Source organism: Flagellimonas profundi (assembly GCF_017313275.1).
GTDB lineage: Bacteria > Bacteroidota > Bacteroidia > Flavobacteriales > Flavobacteriaceae > Flagellimonas > Flagellimonas profundi.
Map to the genome: position 1 here is coordinate 954,282 of NZ_JAFLNM010000002.1, position 24,974 is coordinate 979,255.

The following is a 24,974-nucleotide window of genomic DNA, read 5'->3' on the forward strand; positions in this document are numbered from 1 at the left end:
ATGGCACACGAACATAAACTAGAGATTTTTAGAGGGCTTTTAAAATTCAAGTCGAATACCCAGAAGATTTGGGGAGTACTTATATTCCTTTCTATAGTAACCACTGTAGAGGTTGCTTTGGGTATTGTTAAGCCAAGGGCTTTAACCCACAGTCATCTTTTAGGCATGAAACTGCTTAACTGGATTTTCATCATCTTAACCTTGGTCAAGGCCTATTATATTGCATGGGACTTTATGCACTTAAGGGATGAAAAGACTTCCTTGAGAAGAGTGATTGTATGGACCCCGGTATTCTTGATTTGCTACTTGATATTCATCTTGCTTTTTGAAGCGGATTATATTCACAATGTATATAGGGATGGGTTCATAACCTGGAACTTCTAACCATAAAGCATTTAACAAATTTAAAAGACGGTTTTCCAACCGTCTTTTTTTATTTTTGTAGGGTTAAAAAACTATGAAAAAGAAAATCGTATTAGGAGTCCTTTTTATCCTCCCGGTGGTGGTGTATTTATTTTTTGCATCGGGGGTAAATAATTTTGGACGCTTGCCCACCCTTACCGAGAATGTATTGGAAGTTTCCGATATAGACCCCAATGTGCAATTCAAAAACAAGATTACCATTTTGGGATTTTTGGGAAATAATGTGGAGGCGATGCAAGGGAATGCCTTCAACCTTAACCAAAAAATATATAAAAGATTTGGGGAATTCAACGATTTTCAAATGATTATGGTCGTTCCGGAAGGAAATGAGCAGCAAGTGGATGAGTTAAAAAGTGAATTGGGCAAACTATCCAATGTAGACAAATGGCAATTTGCCTTTGGTACCGATGATCAAATCGAAACGTTGTTTAAATCATTACAAACCAATCTTGAATTGGATGAGGAACTTTCCACCCCAAATGTATTTATAGTTGATAGGGACCTAAGCCTACGAGGGCGTACCGATGACGAGGATGAAGGGGTCAAATATGGTTATGATACCTCTTCCGTAGCAGAACTGAACAATAAAATGGTGGACGATGTCAAAATTATCTTGGCAGAGTATCGTCTGGCACTAAAAAAGAACAATGCCAACAGGAGCGAACAATAAGAAAAAGTATACCTACATCTGGGTATCCGCAATTATTTTGATTTTTGGAATTTTTGCGGTTTACGAAATTACAAAGCGTGTAAAAGGTGGCACCATTGTGGAAAACGACCGAATGAGCGTTAGTTCTAAAAACACCAAAGTGGGTTTTGTGGTCAACCAAGGAGAAAAGCGTAAAGTGCCCGACTTTTCGTTTTATGATCAAGACAGTGTTTTGGTCACTAATAAGGATTATTTGGGTAAAGTCTACGTGGTCGAGTTTTTCTTCACTACGTGCCCCACCATATGTCCCATAATGACCAAAAATCTGGTAGAACTGCAAGATACTTTTGAAGATGATCCTGATTTTGGCGTGGCATCTTTCACCATCAACCCACGATATGATACTCCATCCGTATTAACGGAATATGCGGAGAAATATGGAATTACGGACAAAGACTGGCATTTGATGACAGGCGACCATGAGAAAATATATGAATTGGCACAGCAAGGTTTTTACATCTTTGCCAGTGAGGACCAGGATGCTCCAGGGGGATTTGAGCATTCAGGTATGTTCGCGTTGGTTGACAAAAATGGGTATATTCGTTCGCGTGAAGATGATTTTGGTAATCCGCTGATATACTATCGTGGAACAATAACCGAGGAGCAAGGGGTGAATTCTGATGGAGAGACACAGCAGATCACCATTTTAAAGGAGGATATTAAAAAATTATTGGCAGAATGACCGAGGAAGTTACATTAAAAGAAAAACGGTTCAATAGGTTAATAACCGTAATTTCCATTGCAATACCTTTAGTGGTTGCCCTATTGTTTGGTTATAAGATTCCAAACGCCAAACCACTATCTTTTTTGCCGCCCATTTATGCGGGAATCAACGGTTTGACTGCAGTTTTATTGATTGCTGCCTTTATCGCCATTAAAAATGGTCGACAACGCATTCACCAAAGGTTGATGACAACCAATATTATACTCTCGGCATTATTTTTAGTAATGTACGTTGCCTATCACATGACATCGGAAACCACTGTTTTTGGAGGAGAGGGCGCCATCAAGTTTGTTTATTACTTTATTTTGATGACGCATATTGTGTTGTCCATTTCGGTGATTCCTTTGGTATTGATCACGTATTCAAAGGTATATTTGGACGATTTTGAAAGTCATAGGCAATGGGCCAAGTATACCTTTCCCATTTGGTTGTACGTGGCCATAACAGGCGTTTTGGTCTACATTATGATTTCACCGTATTATCAATATTAACTTTCCATGAAAACAAGATTTCTGATCATACTTATTGTTTTGTTGGTAATTCCAACGGTGTCAGAGGCCCAATGTGCCATGTGCCGCGCAGTGGTCGAAAGCGAGTCAGGTGGAAAAACTGCCGAAGCCATTAATAATGGAATTGTTTATCTAATGGCTGTACCATATGTTCTTGTAGCGGGTCTATTTTACTTCATTTATAGAAAAATGAGAGGCTAAACCTGTCTTTTTTACTTCAAACTGTAACATTTAGCGGATTTAATTGTCTTACTAGTGAACGCTTGCGTCACTCATCAATCAAAAATCGCTAACCCATGTTCGACCTGGAACGGTGGCAAGAAATATTTGACACCATAAGAAAGAACAAACTCCGCACCTTTTTAACCGGGCTTTCCGTGGCCTCGGGTATTTTTATTTTGGTAATTCTTTTAGGTTTTGGTCAAGGTATGCGCAATGGTATTGAGCATGAGTTCGAGCAAGATGCCTCTACCAGTGTTTGGGTTTGGCCTGGCGTAACTTCCAAAGAATACAAAGGATTAAATCCTGGGCGACGCATTCAACTTGTAAACGAAAACTATACTAAAGCGAGCACCATCTTCAATGACGATATTGAATATGGTTCCGCGAGGATATTTGTACGTGGTGTTAGTGTAAATTATGGAAAGGAGGCTCTTATTTATGGGGTTCAGGGCGTTGCTTCTGATTTTCAGTTTATAGAAAACGCCAAAATGATGGAGGGAAGATTTATCAATTACCAAGATGAAGCTTCCAATGGCAAGGTGGCTATTATCGGCAACAAAATAAAAAAGGATGTTTTTGGGGATGTCGATACCCCTATTGGTGAGTTTATAGATATCTCGGGAATCCCATTTAAGGTAATCGGTGTTTACAAAGAAATGGAAGATCGCGAAGAAGAGCGTATTTATATTCCCATTACAACTGCCCAAAGGACTTTTAATGGTGGCAATAGAGTGAATAATTTGTCCTTTACATTGCCTCCAGCTGAAAATTTTGATAAGGCCGTTGCCCAAGCGGTTGATTTTAAAAACGGACTTCGAGAATATTTACAGCAAACCCATACCATTGCTCCGGACGATACGGGGGCTATTGAGGTCTGGAGTGCAATGGAAGAGGCCAAGCGCTACTATGGTCTCACCAATAACATTAAACTGTTTTTCTGGTTCGTAGGTGTATGTACAATTATCGCCGGGGTGGTAGGGGTAAGCAATATTATGATGATCGTGGTCAAGGAACGCACCCGCGAAATAGGAATTAGAAAAGCCTTGGGCGCGAAACCATGGTCCATTATTGCCATGATACTTCACGAGGCCATTTTTGTTACCGCAATTTCTGGTTTTGGAGGATTGATATTCAGTATGGCCCTGTTGGAACTGGTCGGCCCTAATATAGAAGTGGATTACATTATGAATCCCTCCGTAAACTTCAATGTGGCCTTTTCCACTGTAATTGTTTTGATAGTCGCTGGGACCCTCGCTGGTTTTGTGCCAGCTTACCGAGCGGCAAAAGTTAAAGTAATCGAATCCCTGAGGGACGAATAAGCAAAGCTGATATGTTCAATAAAGATAGATGGCGGGAAATTATAGAGGTGCTCACAACCAATGTGTGGCGAACCATCTTTACGGCTTTTGGGGTTTGCTGGGGCATCTTTATCCTGATTGTATTGTTGGCCGCAGGAAAGGGGTTGGAGAATGGCATTAAACAGGATTTTGGGAATATTGCCACCAATACCATGTTTATGTGGACCAGGGCCACCACCAAAGGTTATGAAGGATTGCCCAAAGGGCGACGCTTTGAGTTTAAGATAGACGATGTAGACGCATTGCGGGATAATGTGCCCAATCTTCGATTTATTTCACCACGGAACCAACTGGGCGGATTTGGTGGCAACAACAATGTGGTTCGCGGAATCCGAACCGGAGCTTACAATGTATATGGGGATTATCCCGAAATCATCAACCAAGACCCTATGGCGGTGACCTCCGGACGCTTTTTGAACTACAACGATATTAAGGAAAAAAGAAAAGTGGCCATTATTGGTCAAGGGGTAAAAAATGATCTTTATGATAAAGATGAAGATGCGCTTGGAACCTATATCAAAATACAAGGAGTCAACTTCATGGTCATAGGAACCTACAAAAAGAATAGTAGCGGAGGAGGAGAAGAAGGCCAAAAGGAAATTTTTATCCCTTTCACCTCATTTTCCCAAGCCTTTAATAGGGGAGAAGATGTGGGGTGGATGGCCATTACAGCAAACGATGGCAGTTCCATTTCCCAGCTCAAGGACAAAATTGTGGATGTGATGAAGCAACGCCATAAAGTACATCCAGAAGATACTCGCGCAGTGGGCTATTTCGACCTCTATGAGCAATACAACCGTGTCGAAAGTCTTTTTGGAGCCTTAAAAGCGGTTGCTTATATCGTGGGTATTATGGTATTATTATCCGGAATTATAGGGGTGAGCAACATTATGCTCATCGTGGTAAAGGAACGTACCAAGGAAATTGGCATACGCAGGGCATTGGGAGAACAACCTTGGTCCATAAAAAAACAAATTTTGATGGAATCCATTTTCCTGACCCTGATCTCGGGGATGGTCGGTATCATATTCGGGTCCCTGGTCATTTTTGGGATCAATTCCCTGTTGGATAGTGTAGGGCCTGTGGATATGTTCATGAGTCCAAGTGTAAGCGTTGGAGTGGTGACAGGAGCCTTGACCATTTTAATGGTTTCGGGGCTACTGGCTGGGTTTATACCTGCACGGAGTGCCATACGCGTTAGGCCCATTGAAGCATTGCGAACAGAATAATAGGTAAGAATCAATCAATTAACAGAAATTAAAATGAAAAAATCGGTAACCATTGTCATCTTGTTGCTCATCGTAATAGTGTTCGGTGGCTCCATGTACTACTTGTATCAGAAAAATGCTGAGGACCCAGTGGTATATCAAACGGAAACCCCTTCCAAGCAGACCATTGTGAAAAAGGCAGTGGCCACGGGGAGTATTCTTCCTTTGGAAGAAGTATTGATCAAACCCAATATTTCGGGTGTGATCGAAGAGATTTATGTAGAAGGGGGAGATTATGTGAAGTCAGGAGACCTTTTGGCAAAAATAAAAGTAGTGCCTAACCTATCGGCCCTAAATGATGCCAGAAACGCCATTGATGAAGCTAAAATAAATCTGGACGATCAAAAACGTAATTATGAACGCCAATCCACACTTTTTGGAAAAGGGGTTATCCCTAAAACTGATTTGGAACGTGCACAGGTGTCCTACGATCAAGCAAAACAGGCCTATGCGGCAGCCAATAAAAGATATGATATTGTAAAAACGGGTACCACGAGTGGCTTGAGCAGTTCGGCCAATACCATGATCAAGGCCACAGTGAGCGGAATGGTGTTGGAAGTACCTGTTGAAGTCGGTAACCAGGTGATTGAGAGCAACACCTTTAACGAGGGTACCACAATCGCTGCCATTGCCGATGTGGACAAAATGATATTTGAAGGGAAGGTGGATGAATCCGAAGTGGGTAAAATAAAAGAAGATCTTCCGTTGGAGATAACCGTGGGGGCCATCGAAAATCGTGTTTTTGATGCTGTTCTGGATTATATCGCGCCCAAGGGAAAAGAGGAGAATGGCGCCATTCAATTTGAAATAAAGGGAACACTTAAAAAGAACGATACCGTATTTATAAGAGCAGGGCTTAGTGCCAACGCATCCATTATTTTAGCACGTGCAGATAGTGTTTTGGCAGTAAAAGAAGCTTTGGTGCAGTTTGATGATGATACCAAATCGCCCTTTGTTGAGGTAGAAACCGCCGATCAGCAGTTTGAGCGAAAAGAAGTGGAATTGGGTGTGAGTGATGGTATTTTTGTGGAGGTGAAGTCAGGCATAGCGGCCACTGACAAAGTTAAAGTATGGAACACATTGGCTGAGGAATAGCCGTTAACAAACCACCTTCGGAAAAAAAAGTAATATTTATTGTAACATTTTAACAACTTATATGTCTTACAAGCAGAAGTAAAAGTAAGATAGCTAACATCATCAATCATGATAGAAATCAAAGATCTTCATAAATCCTATAAAATGGGGAGTAATGTCCTTCATGTTTTAAAAGGGATAAATTTTAAAGTAGAAGAAGGCGAGCTGGTGGCCATTATGGGTTCTTCAGGGTCTGGAAAATCTACTTTGTTGAATATTTTGGGAATGTTGGACGGAGCAGATTCCGGTGAGTATACTTTAGATGGTGTACCGATTAAAAATTTGAGTGAAACCAAAGCTGCCCAATATAGAAACAAATTTTTGGGATTCATTTTTCAGTCTTTTAACCTGATCAATTATAAAAGTGCTTTGGAGAATGTTGCCCTTCCACTTTATTATCAGAAAGTACCTAGAAAAGAGCGCCAAGAAAAGGCCATGAAGTATTTGGAAAGAGTAGGCCTAAAACCATGGGCAGATCATTTACCAAGTGAGCTGTCCGGAGGTCAAAAGCAAAGGGTGGCTATTGCAAGGGCCATGGCTGCAGAACCAAAAGTGCTGCTGGCGGATGAACCGACCGGTGCATTGGACAGTACAACTTCCTATGAGGTAATGGACCTTATCCAAAAAATTAATGATGATGGCAATACAATTTTGGTGGTGACCCACGAAGAGGATATTGCCCACATGTGCAAACGAATAGTACACCTAAAGGATGGTATTATCGTGGAGGATAAAAAAATCGAACAAGTAAGAGCGGAACAGTATGTTTGATCGCGACGTTTGGCAGGAAATATTCAATACGCTGAAGACCAATAAGCTCAGAACCTTTTTAACGGGTTTCTCTGTGGGGTGGGCCATCTTTATTTTGGTAATGCTCCTTGCCTCTGTGAACGGCATGGAAAATGGTTTTTACAACCAGTTCAACGATGACGCTACCAACTCCATCTTTGTGCGTCCGGGAACAACATCCAAAGCCTATGGTGGTTTTGAAGAAGGCAGACGAATCCAATTGGAGAATGATGATGTGGAATATATCAAGCAAAGCTTTCCCGAGGATGTCGAGTATATAAGCGCAAGGTATTATGCCAACGCAACGGCAAGGTATAAGGATGAAACCGGTTCTTATTCCGTGCAAGCTGTACACCCCGACCATCAGGCCATAGAAAAAACATTGGTGGTTTCCGGTAGATATATCAATGAGGCCGATATTGTTAACAAAGCCAAAGTTGCGGTTATCGGAAGAAAAGTGGCTGAGGACCTTTTTAAGAATGAAGACCCCTTGGGCAAATTTGTGGAATTCAATGGATTGTCCTTTAGGGTCATCGGAATCTTTACGGATGATGGCGATGACAATGCCGAAAGAAGGATATATGCTCCCATAAGCACCTATCAACGGATTTATAAGAACACCAATGATATCAATATGATCGCTTTAACCTACAATCCAACCTATGACATTTCTACCTCATTGGAGTTTTCGAGTAGATTGGAGGACATCATGAAGCGTCGTCATAAAATTGACCCAGAAGATCAATCGGGCCTCTACATATTTAATTACGCAGAGGCTTATGACAACATCAGCAGTTTTACGGCTGTTTTGAAGGGGATTGGTATCGGTGTTGGGTTTTTAATACTCGTGGCGGGTATTGTGGGTATAGGTAATATCATGGTATTTACCATTAAGGAAAGAACCAAAGAAATTGGAATACGAAAAGCGCTGGGTGCAAGGCCTAGTCAAATTGTGAACTTAGTGCTGTTGGAGTCGGTTTTTATTACGGCAATTTCAGGTTTTGTGGGATTGTTGTTTGCCTGGATGATTTTGGCCGCCATAGGTCCCACGATTCAGACACCGGCTTTTAGCAATCCATCCGTAAGCCTTTCGGTAGTGGTTACCGCCACCATTGTTTTGGTAATTGCAGGAGTATTGGCAGGCCTGTTGCCCGCCATGAAAGCTGCAAATGTTAAACCCATTGTTGCACTAAGTGATAAATAGTTATGTGGTTATTTGATAAAGACTTGTGGATAGAAATTTTTCATACCCTGGGCAAGAATATGCTAAGGACCTTCTTGACCATGCTTGGAGTTATCTTCGCTATGATCATATTGGTACTGTTATTGGGTTCTGCCAATGGTATGAGCAATGGGTTCAATAAGCTTTTCGCTGGAACAGCTTCGAACAGCTTGTTTGTTTGGGGACAGTCAACCTCCGAACCTTACAAAGGTTTTGAGCGGGGAAGAAGAATCCGGTATAAACTTGAAGATGCGAACATCCTGAAAACACAGATTCCTGAAATCGAAGTGTTGGCCCCTCGAATTGAATTGGGGAACCATAGGGGAACTGTAACCGTTTACAGAAACGGACAAACAAGTGGCTCCGCTGTATATGGTGATTTTCCGGAAATAGACAATATCACCAAAAAGAAGTTGGTGGAAGGTAGGTTTTTGAACCAAACCGACATTGAAGGTTCAAAAAAAGTTTGTGTCATCGGGGAGGAAACGTATAAACTCCTATTCGATAAAGGAGAAAAAGCCATAGGACAGGACATTCGTATCAATGGTATTTATTTCTCGGTCGTGGGGATTTATAAACCGAACAACAACATCAATATTGATGGAGAAAATGCGGTTTTTATACCCTTTACCACGTTCCAAAAAGCATTTAATTCTGGAGATAGAATGGGTTGGATGGCCATAGCTGTGGAAGAAAGCACTCCGGTACCGGTCGTTGAAAAACAAATAAAGGACATTTTAAAGGTCAAATACGATATCCATCCAGATGACGAACGTGCCATTGGTAGCTTCGATTTGTCCGAAATATTCAACAATATCACTGCGTTTACAACGGTTCTAAAAGGATTTTCATTTTTCGTTGGAATCTTTACCCTATTGGCGGGTGTAATCGCGATCAGTAATATCCTTTTGATTACTGTAAAAGAACGTACGCAGGAAATCGGGGTAAGAAGGGCCCTAGGGGCAACACCCAAGATAGTGAAGCGTCAGATTGTTGTGGAAGCCATAGTATTAACGGCATTTGCCGGTTTGGTAGGTTTTGCCATTGCAGTTGGGATATTGTCCATTTTAAATGCCATGTTTGGCAGTGGGGATAATTTTCCTTTTGTAAAACCAATGATCAGTGTGCCGCAGTTTGTCATATCATTTATTTTAATGGTAGGGCTGAGCGTGCTCATCGGATTGTTGCCGGCCAACCGAGCTGTAAGAATAAAACCCATAGATGCATTAAGAGAAGAATAATCATCAATACAATTAAATAACGAAATCAAATAAACAAGAATGAACAAGTATGTAAAATACGGATTGATAGGGGTAGTGGTCATTGGTATTTTGGCCGCTGTAGTCTACTTTTTAAAGCAGAACAGTACTCCTGTAGAGCTGTATAAAACCGAAACAGCAGAACGAAAGGACATCGTAAATAAGGTAATCGTTACCGGAAAGGTTATTCCTGAGGATGAGATCAATATCAAACCTCAAATTTCCGGTATCATTGATAAGATCCTTTTGGAAGAGGGTGTAAGAGTACAATCTGGAGACCTTATTGCCGTAATCAAGGTAGTTCCCAATGAACAATCCTTGAACCAGGCGGCAGGTAGGGTTCGAAATGCCGAATTGGCGCTGAGCAATGCCAAATTGGAGTACGATAGAAATAAAACCTTGTTTGATAAAGGGGTGATTTCGAACCAGGACTTCAATAATTTGAAGCTGACCTATGAGCAGGCCATGCAAGAATTAAAAAATGCACAGGCTGATTATCAGATCATTAGAAAAGGTTCTGCCGGAGGTTCGGCAAGTGCCAACACCAATATTAGGGCCACTGTTTCCGGAACTATTCTGGAGATTCCTGTTAAAGAGGGAGATCAGGTCATTCAAAGTAACAACTTTAACGAAGGTACAACTATTGCGACCATCGCCGATATGAACAAGATGATCTTTGAAGGAGAAGTGGACGAGGCTGAAGTAGGTAAACTGCATGTCGGTATGCCATTGGAAATCAGTCTGGGCGCACTGGAAGAGCAAAAGTTCGATGCAAAACTTAAGTTCATTGCACCTAAAGGTGTAGAAGAGGAAGGTGCGGTTCAGTTTAAGATCGAGGGTGATCTGGATGTAAAAGATGGTGATAGCACATCTTACGTAAGAGCAGGTTACAGTGCCAACGCATCCATAGTTTTGGAAGAGAAAAAAGATGTACTGTCCATTAAAGAAGCTTTGCTTCAGTTTGACAAGGAGACAGAAAAACCATATGTGGAAGTGCAGACCGGCGAAAATGAATTTGAGCGCAGGGACCTTGAATTGGGTGTCAGTGATGGTATAGATGTAGAAATCGTTTCAGGCATTGGAGAAGAGGATAAGATCAAAGTTTGGAACAAGCTTGAGAAGAAATCTGACGAAGGTTAATCGATGCTCGCAATCATTTTTAAAACCAAAATCAAAAAACGAATGAAAAATAGCATAACGATAGTACTACTGTTGTTCGCCGTTACCTTTTCGAGTGCGCAAGTACGCAAATGGACCCTTGAGGAATGCGTGGCGTATGCAGTGGAAAACAATTTGACCGTAGAACAATTTGAACTGGATCTGGAGAATGCCAAAATCGATAAATCAGATGCCCTGGGAAATCTTCTTCCCAGCTTGAACGGGTCTACATCGGCCTCAAGTAATACGGGTTTCTCCATTAATCCAACGAACAACTTGCCCACCAATAGCACCGCTTTCAACGTGAATGCCGGGTTAAGTTCCAACGTAACCCTTTTTGACGGGTTAAGGAATATCAACCGCTTGAACAGGGCAAAAATGAGTGCAATAGCCAATCAATACCGTTTGGACAACCTAAAGGACGATATCAGGTTGAACGTCGCCAATGCCTATTTGCAAGTGGTTTCCAATAAAGAGCAGCTTAAAACCTTTAAGGCGCAATATGCAGTTACGGAACAAGACCTTATCAGAACCAAGGAATTGGTGGAGTCGGGGGTTGTTCCCAGAGGGGACCTTTTGGAAATTGAGGCTACTGCTGCCAATCAAGAACAGCAAATAATCAACGGCGAGAGCTTAGTTGTTATTTCCAGGGTGAATTTGGCACAATTGCTACAGATAACCGATTATCAGAACTTTGATATAGCGGAAGAAGAGTTCGATATTCCACCTTCCGATATTTTGGACAATTCTCCTAAAGTGATTTTTGACAAGGCATTGGGCTTTAGAAATGACATCAAGTTCTCTGAAACCAATGTTGAAGTGGCCGAGCAAGATCTTAAGATTGCCAAAGGGGCTTACTTGCCAACGTTGTCCGGGTTTTTCCAGTACGGTACACGGTATTCTGATGTAACCCAGATACCTGATGGAAACGGTGTTCCTTACACTCCTAATTTTACCGATCAGCTTTGGATTTTTGATGGTATTAGTTACGGTGCACAATTAAGCGTTCCCATTTTTAACGGATGGAGCACACGCAACAATGTAAAACGTTCAAAAATCAGCTTGGAGAAAGCAAGATTACAGTTGGAACAGGATAAACTGGATTTGGAAAACGCTATACAACAGGCTTATGTAGATGTGGGTACTTTCGAGAAAGCCTATGTTGCAGCCGAAAAAACGTTGGAAGCGAGGCGTTTGTCCTATGAATATGCCAAGGAGCGTTACGATGTTGGTTTAATGAACGCCTTTGATTTTAGTCAAGCACAAGCTAGACTGGAAAATGCCCAAGCGGATGTAATCAGGACCAAGTACAACTACATTTTCCGATTGAAAATTTTGGAATTCTATTTTGGTATACCCATTGCATTAAACTAGTATCTTTGTGGCCGCTATGGCCATAATATTAAATCTAGAAACTGCGACTACCAATTGCTCTGTGAGCATTTCAAATGACGACAAAGTTGTTGTCCTACAAGAGAACAATGCAGCGAACTATTCACATTCCGAGCAATTACACGTATTTATAAAAGAAGCCTTGAAAGAGGCTTCTTTGTCATTTTCAGACTTAGATGCCGTTGCCATTAGTAAAGGCCCAGGGTCCTATACAGGACTCCGAATTGGAGTGTCTGCGGCAAAAGGATTGTGTTTTTCTTTGGATTTGCCTTTGATTTCCATTCCAACTTTGCAAAGCATGGCGCATCAAGTGCAATTGGAACCAGGGGAAATGGTAATTCCTGTTCTGGATGCCAGACGTATGGAAGTATACTCTTGCGTTTATGATAACAACTACCAAGAAATACGCGAAACCCGCGCAGAAGTTATCAATGAAGCATCTTTTGCTGATTATGTTTCTGGCAAAAAAGTTTACGTTTTAGGGAGTGGTGCAGAAAAATGTAGGGGTGCCTTGCAACACCCCAACTTTGTTTTTAACGATTCTGTTGTTCCCTCTTCAAAACAGATGGCTTCAATTGCTTTCGAGAAATTTAAGTCCAATCAATTTGAGGATGTGGCCTATTTTGAACCTTACTACCTCAAGGACTTTGTACTTCAGCAAAAAAAGAAGAAGAATTAATCTTCCATAGCTTTGTGCATAACCCGTTGTGGGAAAGGAATCTCGATTCCAGCGGCATCAAAGCGTAATTTTGTTTGCTCGATCACATAAAAGTGTGCTGGCCAAAATACATCGTTATTGGCCCAAAAACGCAAGGTGAGGTTTACGGAACTGTCCCCCAATTCACCTACATATACTTCAGGTGCAGGTTCTGTGTTGATATTAGGGTTTTCGGCACAGATCTTTAAAAGAATTTCTTTAGCCTCTTTAATGTTTGACCCGTATCCGATACCAACATCGATTTTATCCCTACGGGTATTTTCCATATTATAGTTGATGATGTTTCCGTTGGACAATTGTCCATTAGGAATTATGGCAATTTGGTTGCCGAACGTACTCAGTTTTGTATTGAAGATGGAAATTTCCTTTACGGTTCCGTCCACGCCTTGGGCAGAAATAAAATCCCCCAATTTAAAGGGCTTGAAAATCAAAATCAGAACACCACCTGCAAAATTGGCCAAGGAGCCCTGTAGCGCCAATCCAATGGCAAGACCGGCAGCACCTACTATGGCCACCAAAGATGAGGTCTTGACACCCAGCTGCGTAATCACCAAAACAAACAATAAAGCTTTTAGGGTAATGCTGATAAAACTTTGTAAAAAGGATTCCAAAGTTTCATCGTAGTCCTTTTTCTTGAAAAAACGACGCACCATTTTATTGATGAATGAAATGACCCAAAGACCGACAAAAAATATGACAATGGCCGTAATAAGACTTGGTACTATGCCAATCGCCCATTCAACTGCTTGGTCCAAGTAATCTTGATAATTTTCTAGTTCTTCCATAATGGTTTTTTAGTTTAAATAGCAACGTAGTTAATATTCAAATGAAATAAAAGAAAAGGTTTTTAAACAAATGTTAATGTTAAAGCCGTCTATAACTGCTCCAAAGCCTTTTCTGCACTGGTCACAGGGAGTTTGCATGCTCCCTCGATACAGACATAAGTTAAGGTTTTTCCAGGTACTGTCCTGTTTTTCAGTAGTTCCAGGTCACCGTCTTTTGCGGCCCCGACCAAAATGCTGTTGGGAACGTATGCCTTTGCCAGCTCTTGCCCCATGGATTTGAAATTTTCACCAAGCACTGCGATTTCATAAAAATTTTGGTTTTGGAACAGTGCCAAATGCAGCCAGTTGGAAAATCCTTGCGCTCTTTTATCAAAATCCTTTTGAACGTTTTTCAGCATTTGTTTGGATACATCACCATAGGTTTTGTCCGGATAAATCTTATGCATTTTGAACAAGTTGATGGCCATCATGGAATTCGAGGAAGAAATCACATTATCATCGATTTCAATGGTCCTTCGAATCAAGGAACGGTCTTTATCGGAGGTGTAAAAGAACATACCGGATTCTTTATCCTGAAAATGTTTTATGGCATAGTCAAGTAGATGTTTGGACAAATTCAGCCATTTTTCATCAAAAGTAACTTCATATAGTGAGAGGTATGCATCGATTACGGTTGCATAATCGTCCAAAAAGGCATTGATGGTACTCTTACCTTCCTTGTGATTTCTGTAAAGAGAATAATCTTCCCGGATCATTTCCCGTTGGATGAATGCTGCATTCTTCAGGGCGAGGTCCAAATATGCTTCTTGGCCCAAATATCGATAGGCATCCACAAGTCCTTTGAGCATCAATCCGTTCCAGGACGTCAATATTTTATCATCCAGTCTTGGTCTTGGACGTTTGTTCCTTTCCTTTTTGAGCAGCGTCAGGTCTGTGTTTATTTTAGATTTTAACTCGGGAACGGTGATTTGAAATTTTTCAGCAATGTCTTCATCGGATTTGTCCCGTATAAGTACATAATTGCCATCTTCCCAATGTCCATAGGAATTGATGTTGAAATATTCTTGGAACATTTCATAATCATTGCCCAATAGTTGTGCAAGTTCCTCTTTTGTCCAAACATAATAGGCACCCTCTTCAAGTTTTCCATTTTCGTCCAAACTATCTGCATCCAAAGAGGAGTAAAAACCACCGCTTTGGTCCAGAAGCTCCTCTTTTACAAAAGCCACAGTCTCATTAACGACATCCTTGTACAGGTCATTTTTTGTTACGGTATATGCCTTCGCATATAAACTTGTCAGCTGACCGTTATCGTACAACATTTTTTCGAAGTGGGGCACGTGCCATTTTACATCGACGGCGTATCGGGAAAACCCTCCACCGACATGGTCGTAAACGCCACCGTAGGCAATACGTGTAAGCGTAGTGTCCACAAACTCCATAATATCGGGTTTGTTGGTTGCGGTGGCATAATGCAATAAAAAATCCCAGTTATTGGGCATCATGAATTTTGGAGCACGCTTATGTCCTCCCAAAAACGTATCAAAATATTGTGTCCAATTGTGTACCGCGGCATCCAATTGTTCTAAAGAATAGAGTTCACTGTCCTTTTCGTTTTCCACGAGGTTGATGGCATGTAGCCCATTGGCCAAATCACTGGCATATTTGGTAACCCGCGGTTTGTCCTTTTTGTAAAGCTCGGCTAGTTGCTCGAGGGATTTTATCCAATTGTCCTTGGGAACGTAGGTAGCGCCCCAAAAAGGTCTCCCGTCCGGCAGGGCAACAATGTTAAGGGGCCACCCACCTTGTCCGGATATCATTTGTATGGCGTCCATATAGATTTGATCCACATCCGGTCGTTCCTCACGGTCAATTTTTATGTTTATGAAGTTATCGTTCATCAATTGGGCTACTTGCTCGTCCTCAAAACATTCCTTTTCCATAACATGGCACCAATGGCAAGCGGCATATCCAATGCTGATGAGAAGAAGCTTATCTTCCTTTTTGGCCCTCTCCAGCACCTCTGGATGCCATGCTTCCCAATTCACCGGATTATGGGCGTGTTGTAAAAGGTATGGGCTTGTCTCGTGGATTAGGGCATTGGTATGTTTTTGGCTCACTTCGTCGGATTTTTGTTTGCAACTTAGGGCTGCTGTTAAAACTAGTATGAAGAAAAGTACTTTTTTCATTACATCATTATGTTAAAGCATAAAAAAATGCGTCCGTTCGGGACGCATTCTCTTTTCTTCCATTGTATTACTGTACTTCAAAGGTAATTTTCACGTTTACCCTATAGTCATCAATTTTTCCATCTTTTACAGTGGCACTTTGCTCATTGATGTAGATGGAACGAATGTTTTTAACTGATTTTGAAGCTTGTTCCAACGCTTTGTTGGTCGCGTCTTCCCAACTTTTGTTGGAATTCGCCAATACTTCGATAACTTTTAAAACTGCCATGGTCAATGTATTTTTTTGATTCCCTAAAATTTAACGATTTTTGGTGGGAAAATGGCAGTAAAATCAAGTTAATTAACCGTTTAGGGCAACAACCTCTTTGATTTTTTCTCCCATCATGTTCTTTAGCATGGTTTCGATTCCGTTTTTCAAAGTAAAAGTAGAGGATGGGCAACCGCTGCAGGCACCTTGAAGGATTACGCTCACCGTTCCGCTTTCCTCTTCGTACGACTGGAAAAGAATGTTTCCTCCATCACCTGCCACCGCCGGTTTTACATATTCTTCCAAAATGTCTATGATTTGGAGCGATGTGTCATCGTAATCCGTGCCAGCTTTATTTTGCTCTACGGTTTCCTTACTTTTTTGAATGGCTTCCGCCGTCACAACATCTTTGCCATCGGCCAGGTAATCCCTAATAAATTCGCGGAGTTGCATATTGATTTCTTCCCAATCGGCTACTTCATATTTGGTAACGGAAACATAGTTTTCGTCCATAAATACCTCCTTTACAAAAGGAAGGTGGAATAGTTCCATCGCTAAAGGCGACTCTTTTGCCTCATCGATGTTCTTGAACTCGTAGGTGCTGGGCACAATTTTTTTGTTGGATACGAACTTCATTACCGCAGGGTTGGGTGTTACCTCGGCGTAAACTGTAATGGGTTGCTTCTTTTTTACATCCTCTTCGTTTACCACGGGCTCCCCTGCATTGAGGTACTCCACCAGTTGTTGGGCCACTTCGTCCTTCACATCTTCCCATTCTACAATGTCGAACCTTTCCAAAGCCACAAAATTGCTTGCAATGTAAACGGTCTTTACAAACGGAAGGTAGAAAAGTTGTTGGGCCAGAGGCGAATTTTTGGCCTCGTCTATATTTTTATATTCGTAGTTGCCCTTTACCAAAAAATGGTTGGCTTCCAATTTAATGATCTTGGGATTGTTGGTCGGGACTATCGTGATATTGTACTCTTTCATCTTGAATATTTGATGCAAAAATACCAATAGTTCAGATGCGCAGCAAAATATTATAATATTGTATGCGGCTTTCCGTTATCTTATTGTTTTATTGTAGTGAACAACCATTAGCCCCATCCGTCACATGAGACGCATCTTAACCTCGATTATTATAACCCTGTTTTTTGGAAGTATGGCCAAGGCACAGGAGGGAATCCCAGTGTATTTTGACTACTTGGCGGACAATTATTATTTGGTCTATCCATCCATGGCAGGTATTGCAGAGGGCACCAAAATTCGTCTAACGGCCAGGAAACAATGGTTTAATGTGGACGAGGCACCGAGCTTGCAAACATTGAATATAAATTCCAGGGTAGGTGAGCGCAGTGGAATAGGGGGCATACTGTTTAACGATTCCAATGGTTACCATTCGCAAACGGGCTTCAAAGCTACCTATGCGCACCATCTTCAATTAGGGGGCGATTTTAGGACGCTCAACCAGTTGTCTTTTGGTTTAAGTGCAGGCGTTATTTTGAGTAGCTTGGACGAAACAGAATTTAGATCCGTAATTCCAGACCCTGTGGTAACGGGGGTAAAAAACACTACCAGTTATTTTAACATGGATCTTGGTGTTTCTTACAACTTGTTCGAATTCTATGCCCATGCTGCCGTTCTTAATATTTTGGGTACTGGGCGAGACCTGTACACAGCTGCTGAGTTCGATAACTTAAGGAGGTACTTGTTCTCCGTAGGATATGTTTTTGGCAGGGAAACAAGAATAGAGCCGTCCATTTTGTTTCAGATGACGGACTTTACCAAAGAGAAGACCGTGGACCTGAACGCCAAGGTATACCGCGATGTGAGTTTTGGAACAGTATGGGCAGGGCTGTCCTACCGTCGCAGTTTTGATGGGGCACAATTTCAAACCAATGGTCAATTTGGTGAGCAACGACTACAATTGTTTACACCGATTATTGGGGTTAATGTGAACAGGTTTATGTTCTCTTATAATTACTCTTATCAATCGGGCGATATTCGTTTTGATAATGGTGGTTTTCATCAGATTACCTTGGGTTACGAATTTGGACAGAGCGACCAAGGAAAACGATATGATTGCTATTGTCCTGCGGCCAATAATTAAAATGGCCCACCGATGTCGATGGACCATTTAGAATCAGCCGTTCAACATTAGTACTAATCCCAAGTGAAATTTTTCCGGGAAGCCTGAGCCTTTATGGCCGAAAGCATCGCATTTTCAAGCTCTCCTATTTCCTCTTTTTGATGCTCGGCAATATAAACTTCACGTTTGGCATTGAGTTCCTGTATCTTTTTTTGGATTTCTTCCCGTTCCGTTTTCTTTTGTTTGATGTAGGTCATAATCTCACCTTCGGATTTTCCTTGGAGTTCTTTCGGTAGGTCTGTGTCCTTTAATTCTGAGATGACGACTTCGTCAGCCTCTGCCGCATCCACCAAGTCCCATTGTGAATTTTTGTACAACCTTGAACTTTTGCTCACAGCTCGTTTAACCGCTACGGCTTCTTCTAGATTTGCTGCATTCGCATCCTGGGCATATTGTAGTTCTTTTTTTCGCATGCCCATGGAACCATAGGAAATATAGGTGTTGTTTAATTTTGAATTCAGCCGGATGATAATGTCATCATACGGAGTGTTGATATGGATCACTTGCCTATTGTGGTCAATGGCCATGTACTCGCCACCAGTGAGCATGGCGCCTTTTTTCCACAAAGTGGAAATACCCTGCTCATAATTACCGCAAAAAATCGTATTTACGATAATATCCTTTTCCTTGGCATTGGTCGCTGCATCCCTGAAATCCAGTTTTCCTTGAGTAAAAGGTTCGTTGCCGGCAATAAAGATCATTTTAAGGTCATCCGCGTTTTTACCCCAATCCAATTGTTTTAACGAAGTGTGGATTACTTGTCCACAATATTCCTCGCCTCCGTTGGTGGTCAGTGAAAAAAGCTTTTCCGAGATTTCATCCAAGTCGTTGCTGAACCCCAAAACCTGTCTTATGTAACCTTCTCGGGACGAAAGATTGTCGTTTCCGTACTCGTAAAGGGCAATTTGAAGGGATGGTCGCACATTGGTGCCGCATTTGGCATGGGTAAACTCGTTCACAATGTCCCATAATTGTGCCTTGGCCTGATTGATGAGTCCATCCATGCTGTTGCTGGTATCCAACAACAAGGCAATCTTAACATATTGTTCTTTGGTCTTTTTGCTGGCATATGGGGTAATTAATGTAGCTTTTTCTTTGGTATGGGCCTTAAGGTTACAGCCATAGGAAGAAGCGGTCATAAACAACAAAAGTGCTGAGCTCAGTATGTATTTAATATGTTTCATGATGCAATAATTTTTAATGTTGAGGTAAATCTATCGGCATCTTTCAGTAAAAAAAATCAAGAATGAGTGAAAGGATGGTTAAAATGAGCAACTGATACCTGCAACTTCGTAATCCGGGAAAATCAGCATGTTTTTTCGTGAAAATCAATAACAGGTCATTTTTTAAAATAGTATGTTTACCTATAGTTATGGTAAAAAAGGCGTACATAGTAGTATTGTTGCTGTTAACGTCCCTAGGTGCATTGGCGCAAGTTGGAAATGCCAGGGTAGAAATGGAAATAAAGGGTTCCGTGAAGGGAATGGAGAGCCGTGCACCCATTTCCGGAGTACAGGTTACCACAGATAAGGGCGCATATACCACAACCAATGCCTTAGGGGAATTTAAAATAAAGGCGTCGATAGGAGACCTATTGATTTTTGAAGGCACCGAGCTGGAAACCGTGCATTATCGAATTAAATCAGCTGAAGATGTGGATGTGCTCGTAAAGGGTTATGGAGGTGCTGTTTCTTCCCGTAAGCAAAAGCGCGAAGTACCCCCATCCAGAAATAGTTTGATGGACCATCAGCGCTTTTTGGATTCGGCCAATTTTTATAAAAAGACCGATTTCGAGAAAAGCATCGATTTTATTGCCCAATCCATGGAATCTCTCGGCAACTCCGGTAACAAAAGGGAGCTATCCTCTTCTTTAAGAGCACTTGGAGAAATTTATATGTTTCACAAGCAGTACGATTTGGCCATCACCAACTTTAAGGATGCCTTGGCTGCACAAAAGTCCAGCAAAACCGAGTTGTTGTTGGGTCAGGCGTATGTGTTGAATGGTGATCATGAAAGTGCAATAGCTATTTTGGAACCTTTGGTAGCAGTTAAAAACATGGTTCCCTATCAACGGATAGAACTTTATGAAGCTTTAGGGGACGCCAATAAAGGGCTCTCAAACCTAAAACAGGCCCAGGAGTATTATCAAGAAGGACTTCTTATTGCAGAAAAAAATCAAATCCCTCCAAAGGAGATCGATCTGAGTTCGAAAATAGCAGATGTATTTGCCAGTGAGGACAGAGTGATCGAGGCCGAAGGTTTTTATCGAAACTCTTTGGACCTTTCTAAAAAAGTAGCGCCGGAAAGAATGATCCAGGAAAGTGAAAAAGTGGCGGATTTTTACAATCAAAAAAGTCGATACAATGATGAAATCCAACTGCGCAAAAGAAACCTGAATGAGCTGAATTCGCTTGCAAGACCGGGTGTGGCTTCTGTGGACCAAGGAATTTCACTAACGAGGGATACCATTACCTCACAGCGCATCAACTATAAAATAGCCAATGCCTATATTGCCCAAGATAAGTTGGACGAGGCCATTCCTTACCTCGAAAAAAGTATTGTGGAGGCCGACAAGGATGATGATTTGGTGGTGCAAAAGGATGCGACACGAAAATTATCCGAAGTGTACAAGTATAAAGGTGATTATACCAAGGCTTTGGAATCTTATCAGGATTACGTAGCAGTCGTGGATAGCCTTTATGTACAAAAGGAACAGGAAATATCGAGGGCCGCCCGCTTTAATCGAGAAATCGCAAACACACAGAACCGAATCTCGAGTTTGGAACAAGAAAGAGAACTCAGTCAAAGTAAATATAGCTTGGCGGTAACCGAACAGCAGTTGTACGAGGAGACCAGCAAGCGCCAAAAATGGATCATTTATTCGTTGATATTTGGAATTGCCTCACTGGCACTCACGGCATTTTTGTACTACCGAAGCAACAAACAGCAAAAATTGGCGAACAACCTCTTGGCCTTGAAATCGCTACGTACACAGATGAATCCCCATTTTATTTTTAACGCGCTCAACTCCGTGAACAATTACATCGCCAAAAGCGATGAACGAAGTGCCAACCGTTTTTTAAGCGAGTTCTCGGTGCTTATGCGCAGTGTACTGGAGAATTCCGAAGAGGATTTTATCCCTTTGGCGAAAGAATTGGAGTTGTTGGAACTTTACGTGAAACTGGAACATTCCCGCTTCTCCGAAAAGTTTGATTATGAAATTGAGGTGGATAAAAAAATAGAGATTGATGCTTTCCAAATTCCACCGATGTTACTTCAGCCGTATATCGAGAACGCCATTTGGCATGGCTTGCGTTACAAGGATGAGAAAGGATTTTTAAAAATTAAAGTAAGGCAGCTTACTGAAGATATGCTCGAAATCTGTATTGAGGACAATGGTATTGGAAGAAAAAAATCGACTGCCTTAAAGACTGCCAATCAGAAAAAACAGAAGTCCAAGGGAATGGGTAACATTCAAAAACGAATCCGAATTTTGAACGACATGTACAAAAATAGGGTGGAAGTATCCATTTCAGATTTAAATAACGACCAAACGGGTACGCGGGTGTCCCTAAAACTCAAAAAACAATAATGGAACTCAAAGCGGTCATTGTGGAAGATGAAGCCAATAGCAGGGAAATCCTTAGGAACTACTTGGCGAAATACTGTGAAAATATCACCTTGCTTGGCGAGGGCGCCACTATTGAAGAAGGTTTGGTTCAAATCAAAAAACATCATCCCGACCTGGTCTTTTTGGACGTGGAAATGCCATTTGGCAATGCGTTTGATCTGTTGGACCAAATTCCAGATCGTACTTTTGAGACCATTTTCGTCACGGCTTATAATCAGTATGCCATGGATGCGCTAAACCATCATGCTGCTTATTATTTGATGAAGCCCATCAATATTGATGAATTGATCAAGGCAGTGGAATATGTAAGGGCCATTAAGGAAAAGGAAAATGCCTTGGAAGGACAAGTGTTGCAGGCCCGACCTGTTCGGGCAGAGGGTAAAATAACATTGCCTCAGCAAGATGGTTTTCAAGTGTTGGATGTGTCCGATATCTATTTTTGCAAAGCAGATGACAACTACACCGAAATCTATCTCGAAAAGAAAAAAATCGTGGTGAGCAAAACACTAAAGTATTTTGAAGAGGCCTTACAGTCCTATTCTTTTGCTCGAATCCATAAATCGTATTTGGTAAACGTGACCGAAGTGGTAAAATATAAAAAAGGAAAAGGAGGCAGTGTGGTACTTTCCAACGGCAAGGAACTTTCCGTGTCCGCATCCAAAAAAGCCGATCTATTGTCGTATTTTCAATAAATTGTACCATCGACCAAGGTCGAATACCCTTTAATAAAAATTCAAAATTCATTTCAATGATTATTAAACCCGTAAGAGGTAAATCCCCCGAAATTGGAAAAGATTGTTTTATCGCCGAGAATGCTGTTATTGTAGGTGAAGTTAGCATGGGTGATCAATGTAGTATTTGGTTCAATGCAGTGATCAGGGGAGATGTCCATTTTATAAAAATGGGCAATAAGGTAAATGTACAAGATGGGGCCGTTATACATTGCACCTACAAAAAATCTTCGACCACCATAGGAAATAATGTATCCATTGGGCACAATGCCATTGTGCATGGATGTACCATTAAAGACAATGTTTTGGTAGGAATGGGAAGCATAATTATGGATGATTGCGTTGTGGAAAGCAATTCCATTATAGCTGCTGGAGCGGTTGTGACCGCTGGAACAAAGGTTGAGGCGGGAAGTGTTTATGCAGGAATGCCCGCAAAAAAAATAAAGGATATCAGCCCGGAGCTTTCCAAAGGCGAAATAGATAGGATTGCCAATAATTACGTAAAATATTCCAGTTGGTTCAAGGAAGATTAGGTACTGAAAGGGTTGAGGTGTATTAGTCGACCAATCCAATCATCCAAAAGTCTGATCATCCAAAAATCCAACAATCCAGAATCCAATAGTCCAATCATCCAAAAATCCAATCATCCAACAATCGAGAAATCCAACAATCCAACCACCCCAAAAGCTATCGAAGAATATTCCCTATTTTTGTCCCACTCAAAAAAACTCGACAACTATGAACGCATATATTTTTCCTGGACAAGGAGCGCAATTTGTAGGTATGGGCTTGGACCTTTACGAGAACCATTCCGAAGCGCAAGAACTCTTTGAAAAAGCCAATGAGATATTGGGTTTTTCCATTACGGATATTATGTTCGAAGGAACAGCTGATGATCTTAAACAGACCAAGGTGACCCAACCGGCCATCTTTTTGCATTCCGTGATTTTGAGCAAGGTATTGGGGGATACTTTTAAGCCAGATATGGTGGCAGGTCATTCCTTGGGTGAATTTTCCGCTCTGGTCGCCAACGGCACCCTGAATTTTGAAGACGGTTTAAAATTGGTTTCACAACGTGCTTTGGCCATGCAAAAGGCATGTGAGATTCAACCTAGCACCATGGCGGCAGTTTTAGGTTTGGAAGATGAAGTTGTAGAAAAGATTTGTAATGAAGTTGAAGGTATTGTAGTACCCGCTAACTACAACTGTCCCGGGCAGTTGGTGATCTCCGGAGAGGTGGATGCTGTAAACGTTGCCTGTGAAAAGATGAAAGAAGCCGGGGCCAGAAGGGCACTATTGTTGCCTGTTGGAGGTGCTTTTCATTCACCTTTAATGGAGCCAGCAAGGGAAGAATTGGCAGCAGCCATTGGATCTACGGAATTTAAAACACCAAGCTGTCCTATTTACCAAAATGTGACCACTACGGCCGTGTCCGATGCCGAGGAAATCAAAAAGAATTTGATATTGCAATTGACTGCTCCCGTAAAGTGGACGCAAAGCGTACAGCAAATGGTGAAAGATGGTGCCACATCCTTTGTGGAAGTAGGACCGGGCAAGGTGTTGCAAGGTTTGGTAAAGAAAATCCACCGTGAAGCTGAAACCAGTTCTGCCGAAGTTTCTTAAACAAGTAAAACAGTTTATCCGAATAAATAGAGATTTAAACTAATAGGCAAGGAACTTCCTTGCCTTTTTTGTAATATTGGTAGTTCCCAAATCACCGACCTACATTTAGCTTTAAAACAAACTGAAACTGATAGTATTGGTGATGTCGACTTTCTTTAAAAATCCCTCAAATCCACTGCGAAGCATAGCAGCTCGCAAAAATATTTTCTTTGTACTTTTTTTTCTGTTAGGGATTGGAATAGGGTTTGGCCAAAGTTTCACGATCGCGGAAGAGGGCGGGGCGACCGCCACTTCGGAGACGGGCACCACGGACACCTTCACGGTGGTTCTGGACACCCAGCCGACCACGGACGTTGTTTTCGATGTTTCCTCGGGCGACACCGGGGAGGGCACGGTGGACCAGGCACAGCTGACCTTCACCAACGGTAACTGGGACACTCCGCAGACGGTCACGGTCACTGGCGTTGACGATGCGGTTGCCGACGGTGCACAGACCTACGACATAACGATAAGCGTGAATGCCGCGAGCAGTGATGATGCCTTCGATTTGCTGGCGCCTCAAACGGTCTCGGTTGACAACGCGGACGATGATATAGCCGGGTTCACGATCGCGGAAGAGGGCGGGGCGACCGCCACTTCGGAGACGGGCACCACGGACACCTTCACGGTGGTTCTGGACACCCAGCCGACCACGGACGTTGTTTTCGATGTTTCCTCGGGCGACACCGGGGAGG

At 41.9% G+C, this 24,974-nt stretch carries 25 protein-coding genes; 20 read left to right on the plus strand and 5 right to left on the minus strand.

The genetic code is table 11. The annotated features are described in order from the left end of the window. The 14 genes from J0654_RS13195 (at position 1) to tsaB (ending at position 12,846) form a co-directional block, all read left to right on the plus strand. Positions 1-384: a cytochrome C oxidase subunit IV family protein gene (locus J0654_RS13195; RefSeq protein ID WP_207029549.1), complete on the plus strand. Its 384-nt coding sequence runs from the start codon at positions 1-3 to the stop codon at positions 382-384. 73 nt (positions 385-457) lie between these two features. Continuing rightward, positions 458-1,093 carry a hypothetical protein gene (locus tag J0654_RS13200; RefSeq protein WP_207029550.1) on the plus strand — a complete coding sequence of 212 codons (636 nt, stop codon included), beginning with the start codon at positions 458-460 and terminating at the stop codon, positions 1,091-1,093. Then, complete coding sequence (locus J0654_RS13205; protein WP_207029551.1) at positions 1,071-1,814, plus strand: SCO family protein; 744 nt, start codon at positions 1,071-1,073, stop codon at positions 1,812-1,814. The genes J0654_RS13200 and J0654_RS13205 overlap by 23 nt, the downstream gene beginning before the upstream one ends. Beyond that, a complete protein-coding gene (locus tag J0654_RS13210; RefSeq protein WP_207029552.1) occupies positions 1,811-2,347 on the plus strand; it encodes a DUF420 domain-containing protein in 537 nt (178 codons plus the stop codon). Before J0654_RS13205 ends, J0654_RS13210 begins: the two co-directional genes overlap by 4 nt. Before the next feature lie 6 nt (positions 2,348-2,353). After that, positions 2,354-2,566 carry a hypothetical protein gene (locus tag J0654_RS13215; RefSeq protein ID WP_207029553.1) on the plus strand — a complete coding sequence of 71 codons (213 nt, stop codon included), beginning with the start codon at positions 2,354-2,356 and terminating at the stop codon, positions 2,564-2,566. 95 nt (positions 2,567-2,661) lie between these two features. After that, positions 2,662-3,906 carry an ABC transporter permease gene (locus J0654_RS13220; RefSeq protein ID WP_207029554.1) on the plus strand — a complete coding sequence of 415 codons (1,245 nt, stop codon included), beginning with the start codon at positions 2,662-2,664 and terminating at the stop codon, positions 3,904-3,906. 11 nt (positions 3,907-3,917) lie between these two features. Continuing rightward, on the plus strand, positions 3,918-5,174 hold the full coding sequence (locus J0654_RS13225) for an ABC transporter permease (RefSeq protein ID WP_207029555.1): 1,257 nt from the start codon (positions 3,918-3,920) through the stop codon (positions 5,172-5,174). A 33-nt stretch (positions 5,175-5,207) separates the two neighbouring features. Beyond that, on the plus strand, positions 5,208-6,308 hold the full coding sequence (locus tag J0654_RS13230) for an efflux RND transporter periplasmic adaptor subunit (protein WP_207029556.1): 1,101 nt from the start codon (positions 5,208-5,210) through the stop codon (positions 6,306-6,308). Between the two features lie 108 nt (positions 6,309-6,416). Beyond that, on the plus strand, positions 6,417-7,118 hold the full coding sequence (locus tag J0654_RS13235) for an ABC transporter ATP-binding protein (RefSeq protein ID WP_100817242.1): 702 nt from the start codon (positions 6,417-6,419) through the stop codon (positions 7,116-7,118). Next, complete coding sequence (locus J0654_RS13240) at positions 7,111-8,340, plus strand: ABC transporter permease (protein WP_207029557.1); 1,230 nt, start codon at positions 7,111-7,113, stop codon at positions 8,338-8,340. Before J0654_RS13235 ends, J0654_RS13240 begins: the two co-directional genes overlap by 8 nt. A 59-nt stretch (positions 8,341-8,399) precedes the next feature. Further along, positions 8,400-9,599 (plus strand): ABC transporter permease, encoded by a 1,200-nt coding sequence (locus tag J0654_RS13245; RefSeq protein WP_237685991.1) that lies wholly within the window; start codon positions 8,400-8,402, stop codon positions 9,597-9,599. Between the two features lie 39 nt (positions 9,600-9,638). Continuing rightward, positions 9,639-10,757, plus strand: coding sequence for an efflux RND transporter periplasmic adaptor subunit (locus tag J0654_RS13250; protein WP_207029559.1), 1,119 nt, complete (start codon positions 9,639-9,641; stop codon positions 10,755-10,757). Positions 10,758-10,799: 42 nt separating this feature from the next. After that, on the plus strand, positions 10,800-12,149 hold the full coding sequence (locus J0654_RS13255; RefSeq protein WP_207029560.1) for a TolC family protein: 1,350 nt from the start codon (positions 10,800-10,802) through the stop codon (positions 12,147-12,149). A gap of 16 nt (positions 12,150-12,165) precedes the next feature. Then, positions 12,166-12,846 carry a tRNA (adenosine(37)-N6)-threonylcarbamoyltransferase complex dimerization subunit type 1 TsaB gene (gene tsaB / locus J0654_RS13260; RefSeq protein WP_207029561.1) on the plus strand — a complete coding sequence of 227 codons (681 nt, stop codon included), beginning with the start codon at positions 12,166-12,168 and terminating at the stop codon, positions 12,844-12,846. Here tsaB and J0654_RS13265 read toward each other — a convergent pair. The 4 genes from J0654_RS13265 to J0654_RS13280 all read right to left on the minus strand — a co-directional run bounded on the left by J0654_RS13265 (position 12,843) and on the right by J0654_RS13280 (position 17,096). Then, on the minus strand, positions 12,843-13,670 hold the full coding sequence (locus J0654_RS13265) for a mechanosensitive ion channel family protein (protein WP_207029562.1): 828 nt from the start codon (positions 13,668-13,670) through the stop codon (positions 12,843-12,845). The two genes, tsaB and J0654_RS13265, sit on opposite strands and share 4 nt — an antisense overlap. 89 nt (positions 13,671-13,759) lie before the next feature. Continuing rightward, positions 13,760-15,859, minus strand: coding sequence for a thioredoxin domain-containing protein (locus tag J0654_RS13270; RefSeq protein ID WP_207029563.1), 2,100 nt, complete (start codon positions 15,857-15,859; stop codon positions 13,760-13,762). A gap of 67 nt (positions 15,860-15,926) precedes the next feature. Continuing rightward, positions 15,927-16,127 carry a dodecin family protein gene (locus J0654_RS13275; RefSeq protein ID WP_207029564.1) on the minus strand — a complete coding sequence of 67 codons (201 nt, stop codon included), beginning with the start codon at positions 16,125-16,127 and terminating at the stop codon, positions 15,927-15,929. Positions 16,128-16,199: 72 nt separating this feature from the next. After that, positions 16,200-17,096: a NifU family protein gene (locus J0654_RS13280; protein WP_207029565.1), complete on the minus strand. Its 897-nt coding sequence runs from the start codon at positions 17,094-17,096 to the stop codon at positions 16,200-16,202. Between the two features lie 124 nt (positions 17,097-17,220). Here J0654_RS13280 and J0654_RS13285 point away from each other — a divergent pair, with 124 nt between their 5' ends. After that, complete coding sequence (locus J0654_RS13285; protein ID WP_207029566.1) at positions 17,221-18,216, plus strand: PorP/SprF family type IX secretion system membrane protein; 996 nt, start codon at positions 17,221-17,223, stop codon at positions 18,214-18,216. A 53-nt stretch (positions 18,217-18,269) separates the two neighbouring features. Here J0654_RS13285 and J0654_RS13290 read toward each other — a convergent pair whose 3' ends face one another. Continuing rightward, positions 18,270-19,439: a vWA domain-containing protein gene (locus tag J0654_RS13290; protein WP_207029567.1), complete on the minus strand. Its 1,170-nt coding sequence runs from the start codon at positions 19,437-19,439 to the stop codon at positions 18,270-18,272. Positions 19,440-19,627: 188 nt separating this feature from the next. Here J0654_RS13290 and J0654_RS13295 point away from each other — a divergent pair, with 188 nt between their 5' ends. The 5 genes from J0654_RS13295 to J0654_RS13315 all read left to right on the plus strand — a co-directional run. Beyond that, on the plus strand, positions 19,628-21,847 hold the full coding sequence (locus tag J0654_RS13295) for a tetratricopeptide repeat-containing sensor histidine kinase (RefSeq protein ID WP_207029568.1): 2,220 nt from the start codon (positions 19,628-19,630) through the stop codon (positions 21,845-21,847). Beyond that, entirely contained in the window at positions 21,847-22,578 is a 732-nt protein-coding gene (locus tag J0654_RS13300) for a LytR/AlgR family response regulator transcription factor (protein WP_207029569.1), read from the plus strand. Before J0654_RS13295 ends, J0654_RS13300 begins: the two co-directional genes overlap by 1 nt. 56 nt (positions 22,579-22,634) lie before the next feature. Then, the gene (locus J0654_RS13305; RefSeq protein WP_207029570.1) at positions 22,635-23,150 is read left to right on the plus strand and encodes a gamma carbonic anhydrase family protein; all 516 of its coding nucleotides are present in this window, start codon (positions 22,635-22,637) and stop codon (positions 23,148-23,150) included. 205 nt (positions 23,151-23,355) lie between these two features. Next, the gene (gene fabD / locus J0654_RS13310; RefSeq protein ID WP_207029571.1) at positions 23,356-24,240 is read left to right on the plus strand and encodes an ACP S-malonyltransferase; all 885 of its coding nucleotides are present in this window, start codon (positions 23,356-23,358) and stop codon (positions 24,238-24,240) included. 142 nt (positions 24,241-24,382) lie between these two features. Continuing rightward, on the plus strand, positions 24,383-24,974 hold a 592-nt coding region (locus J0654_RS13315; protein WP_207029572.1), incomplete at its 3' end, for a hypothetical protein.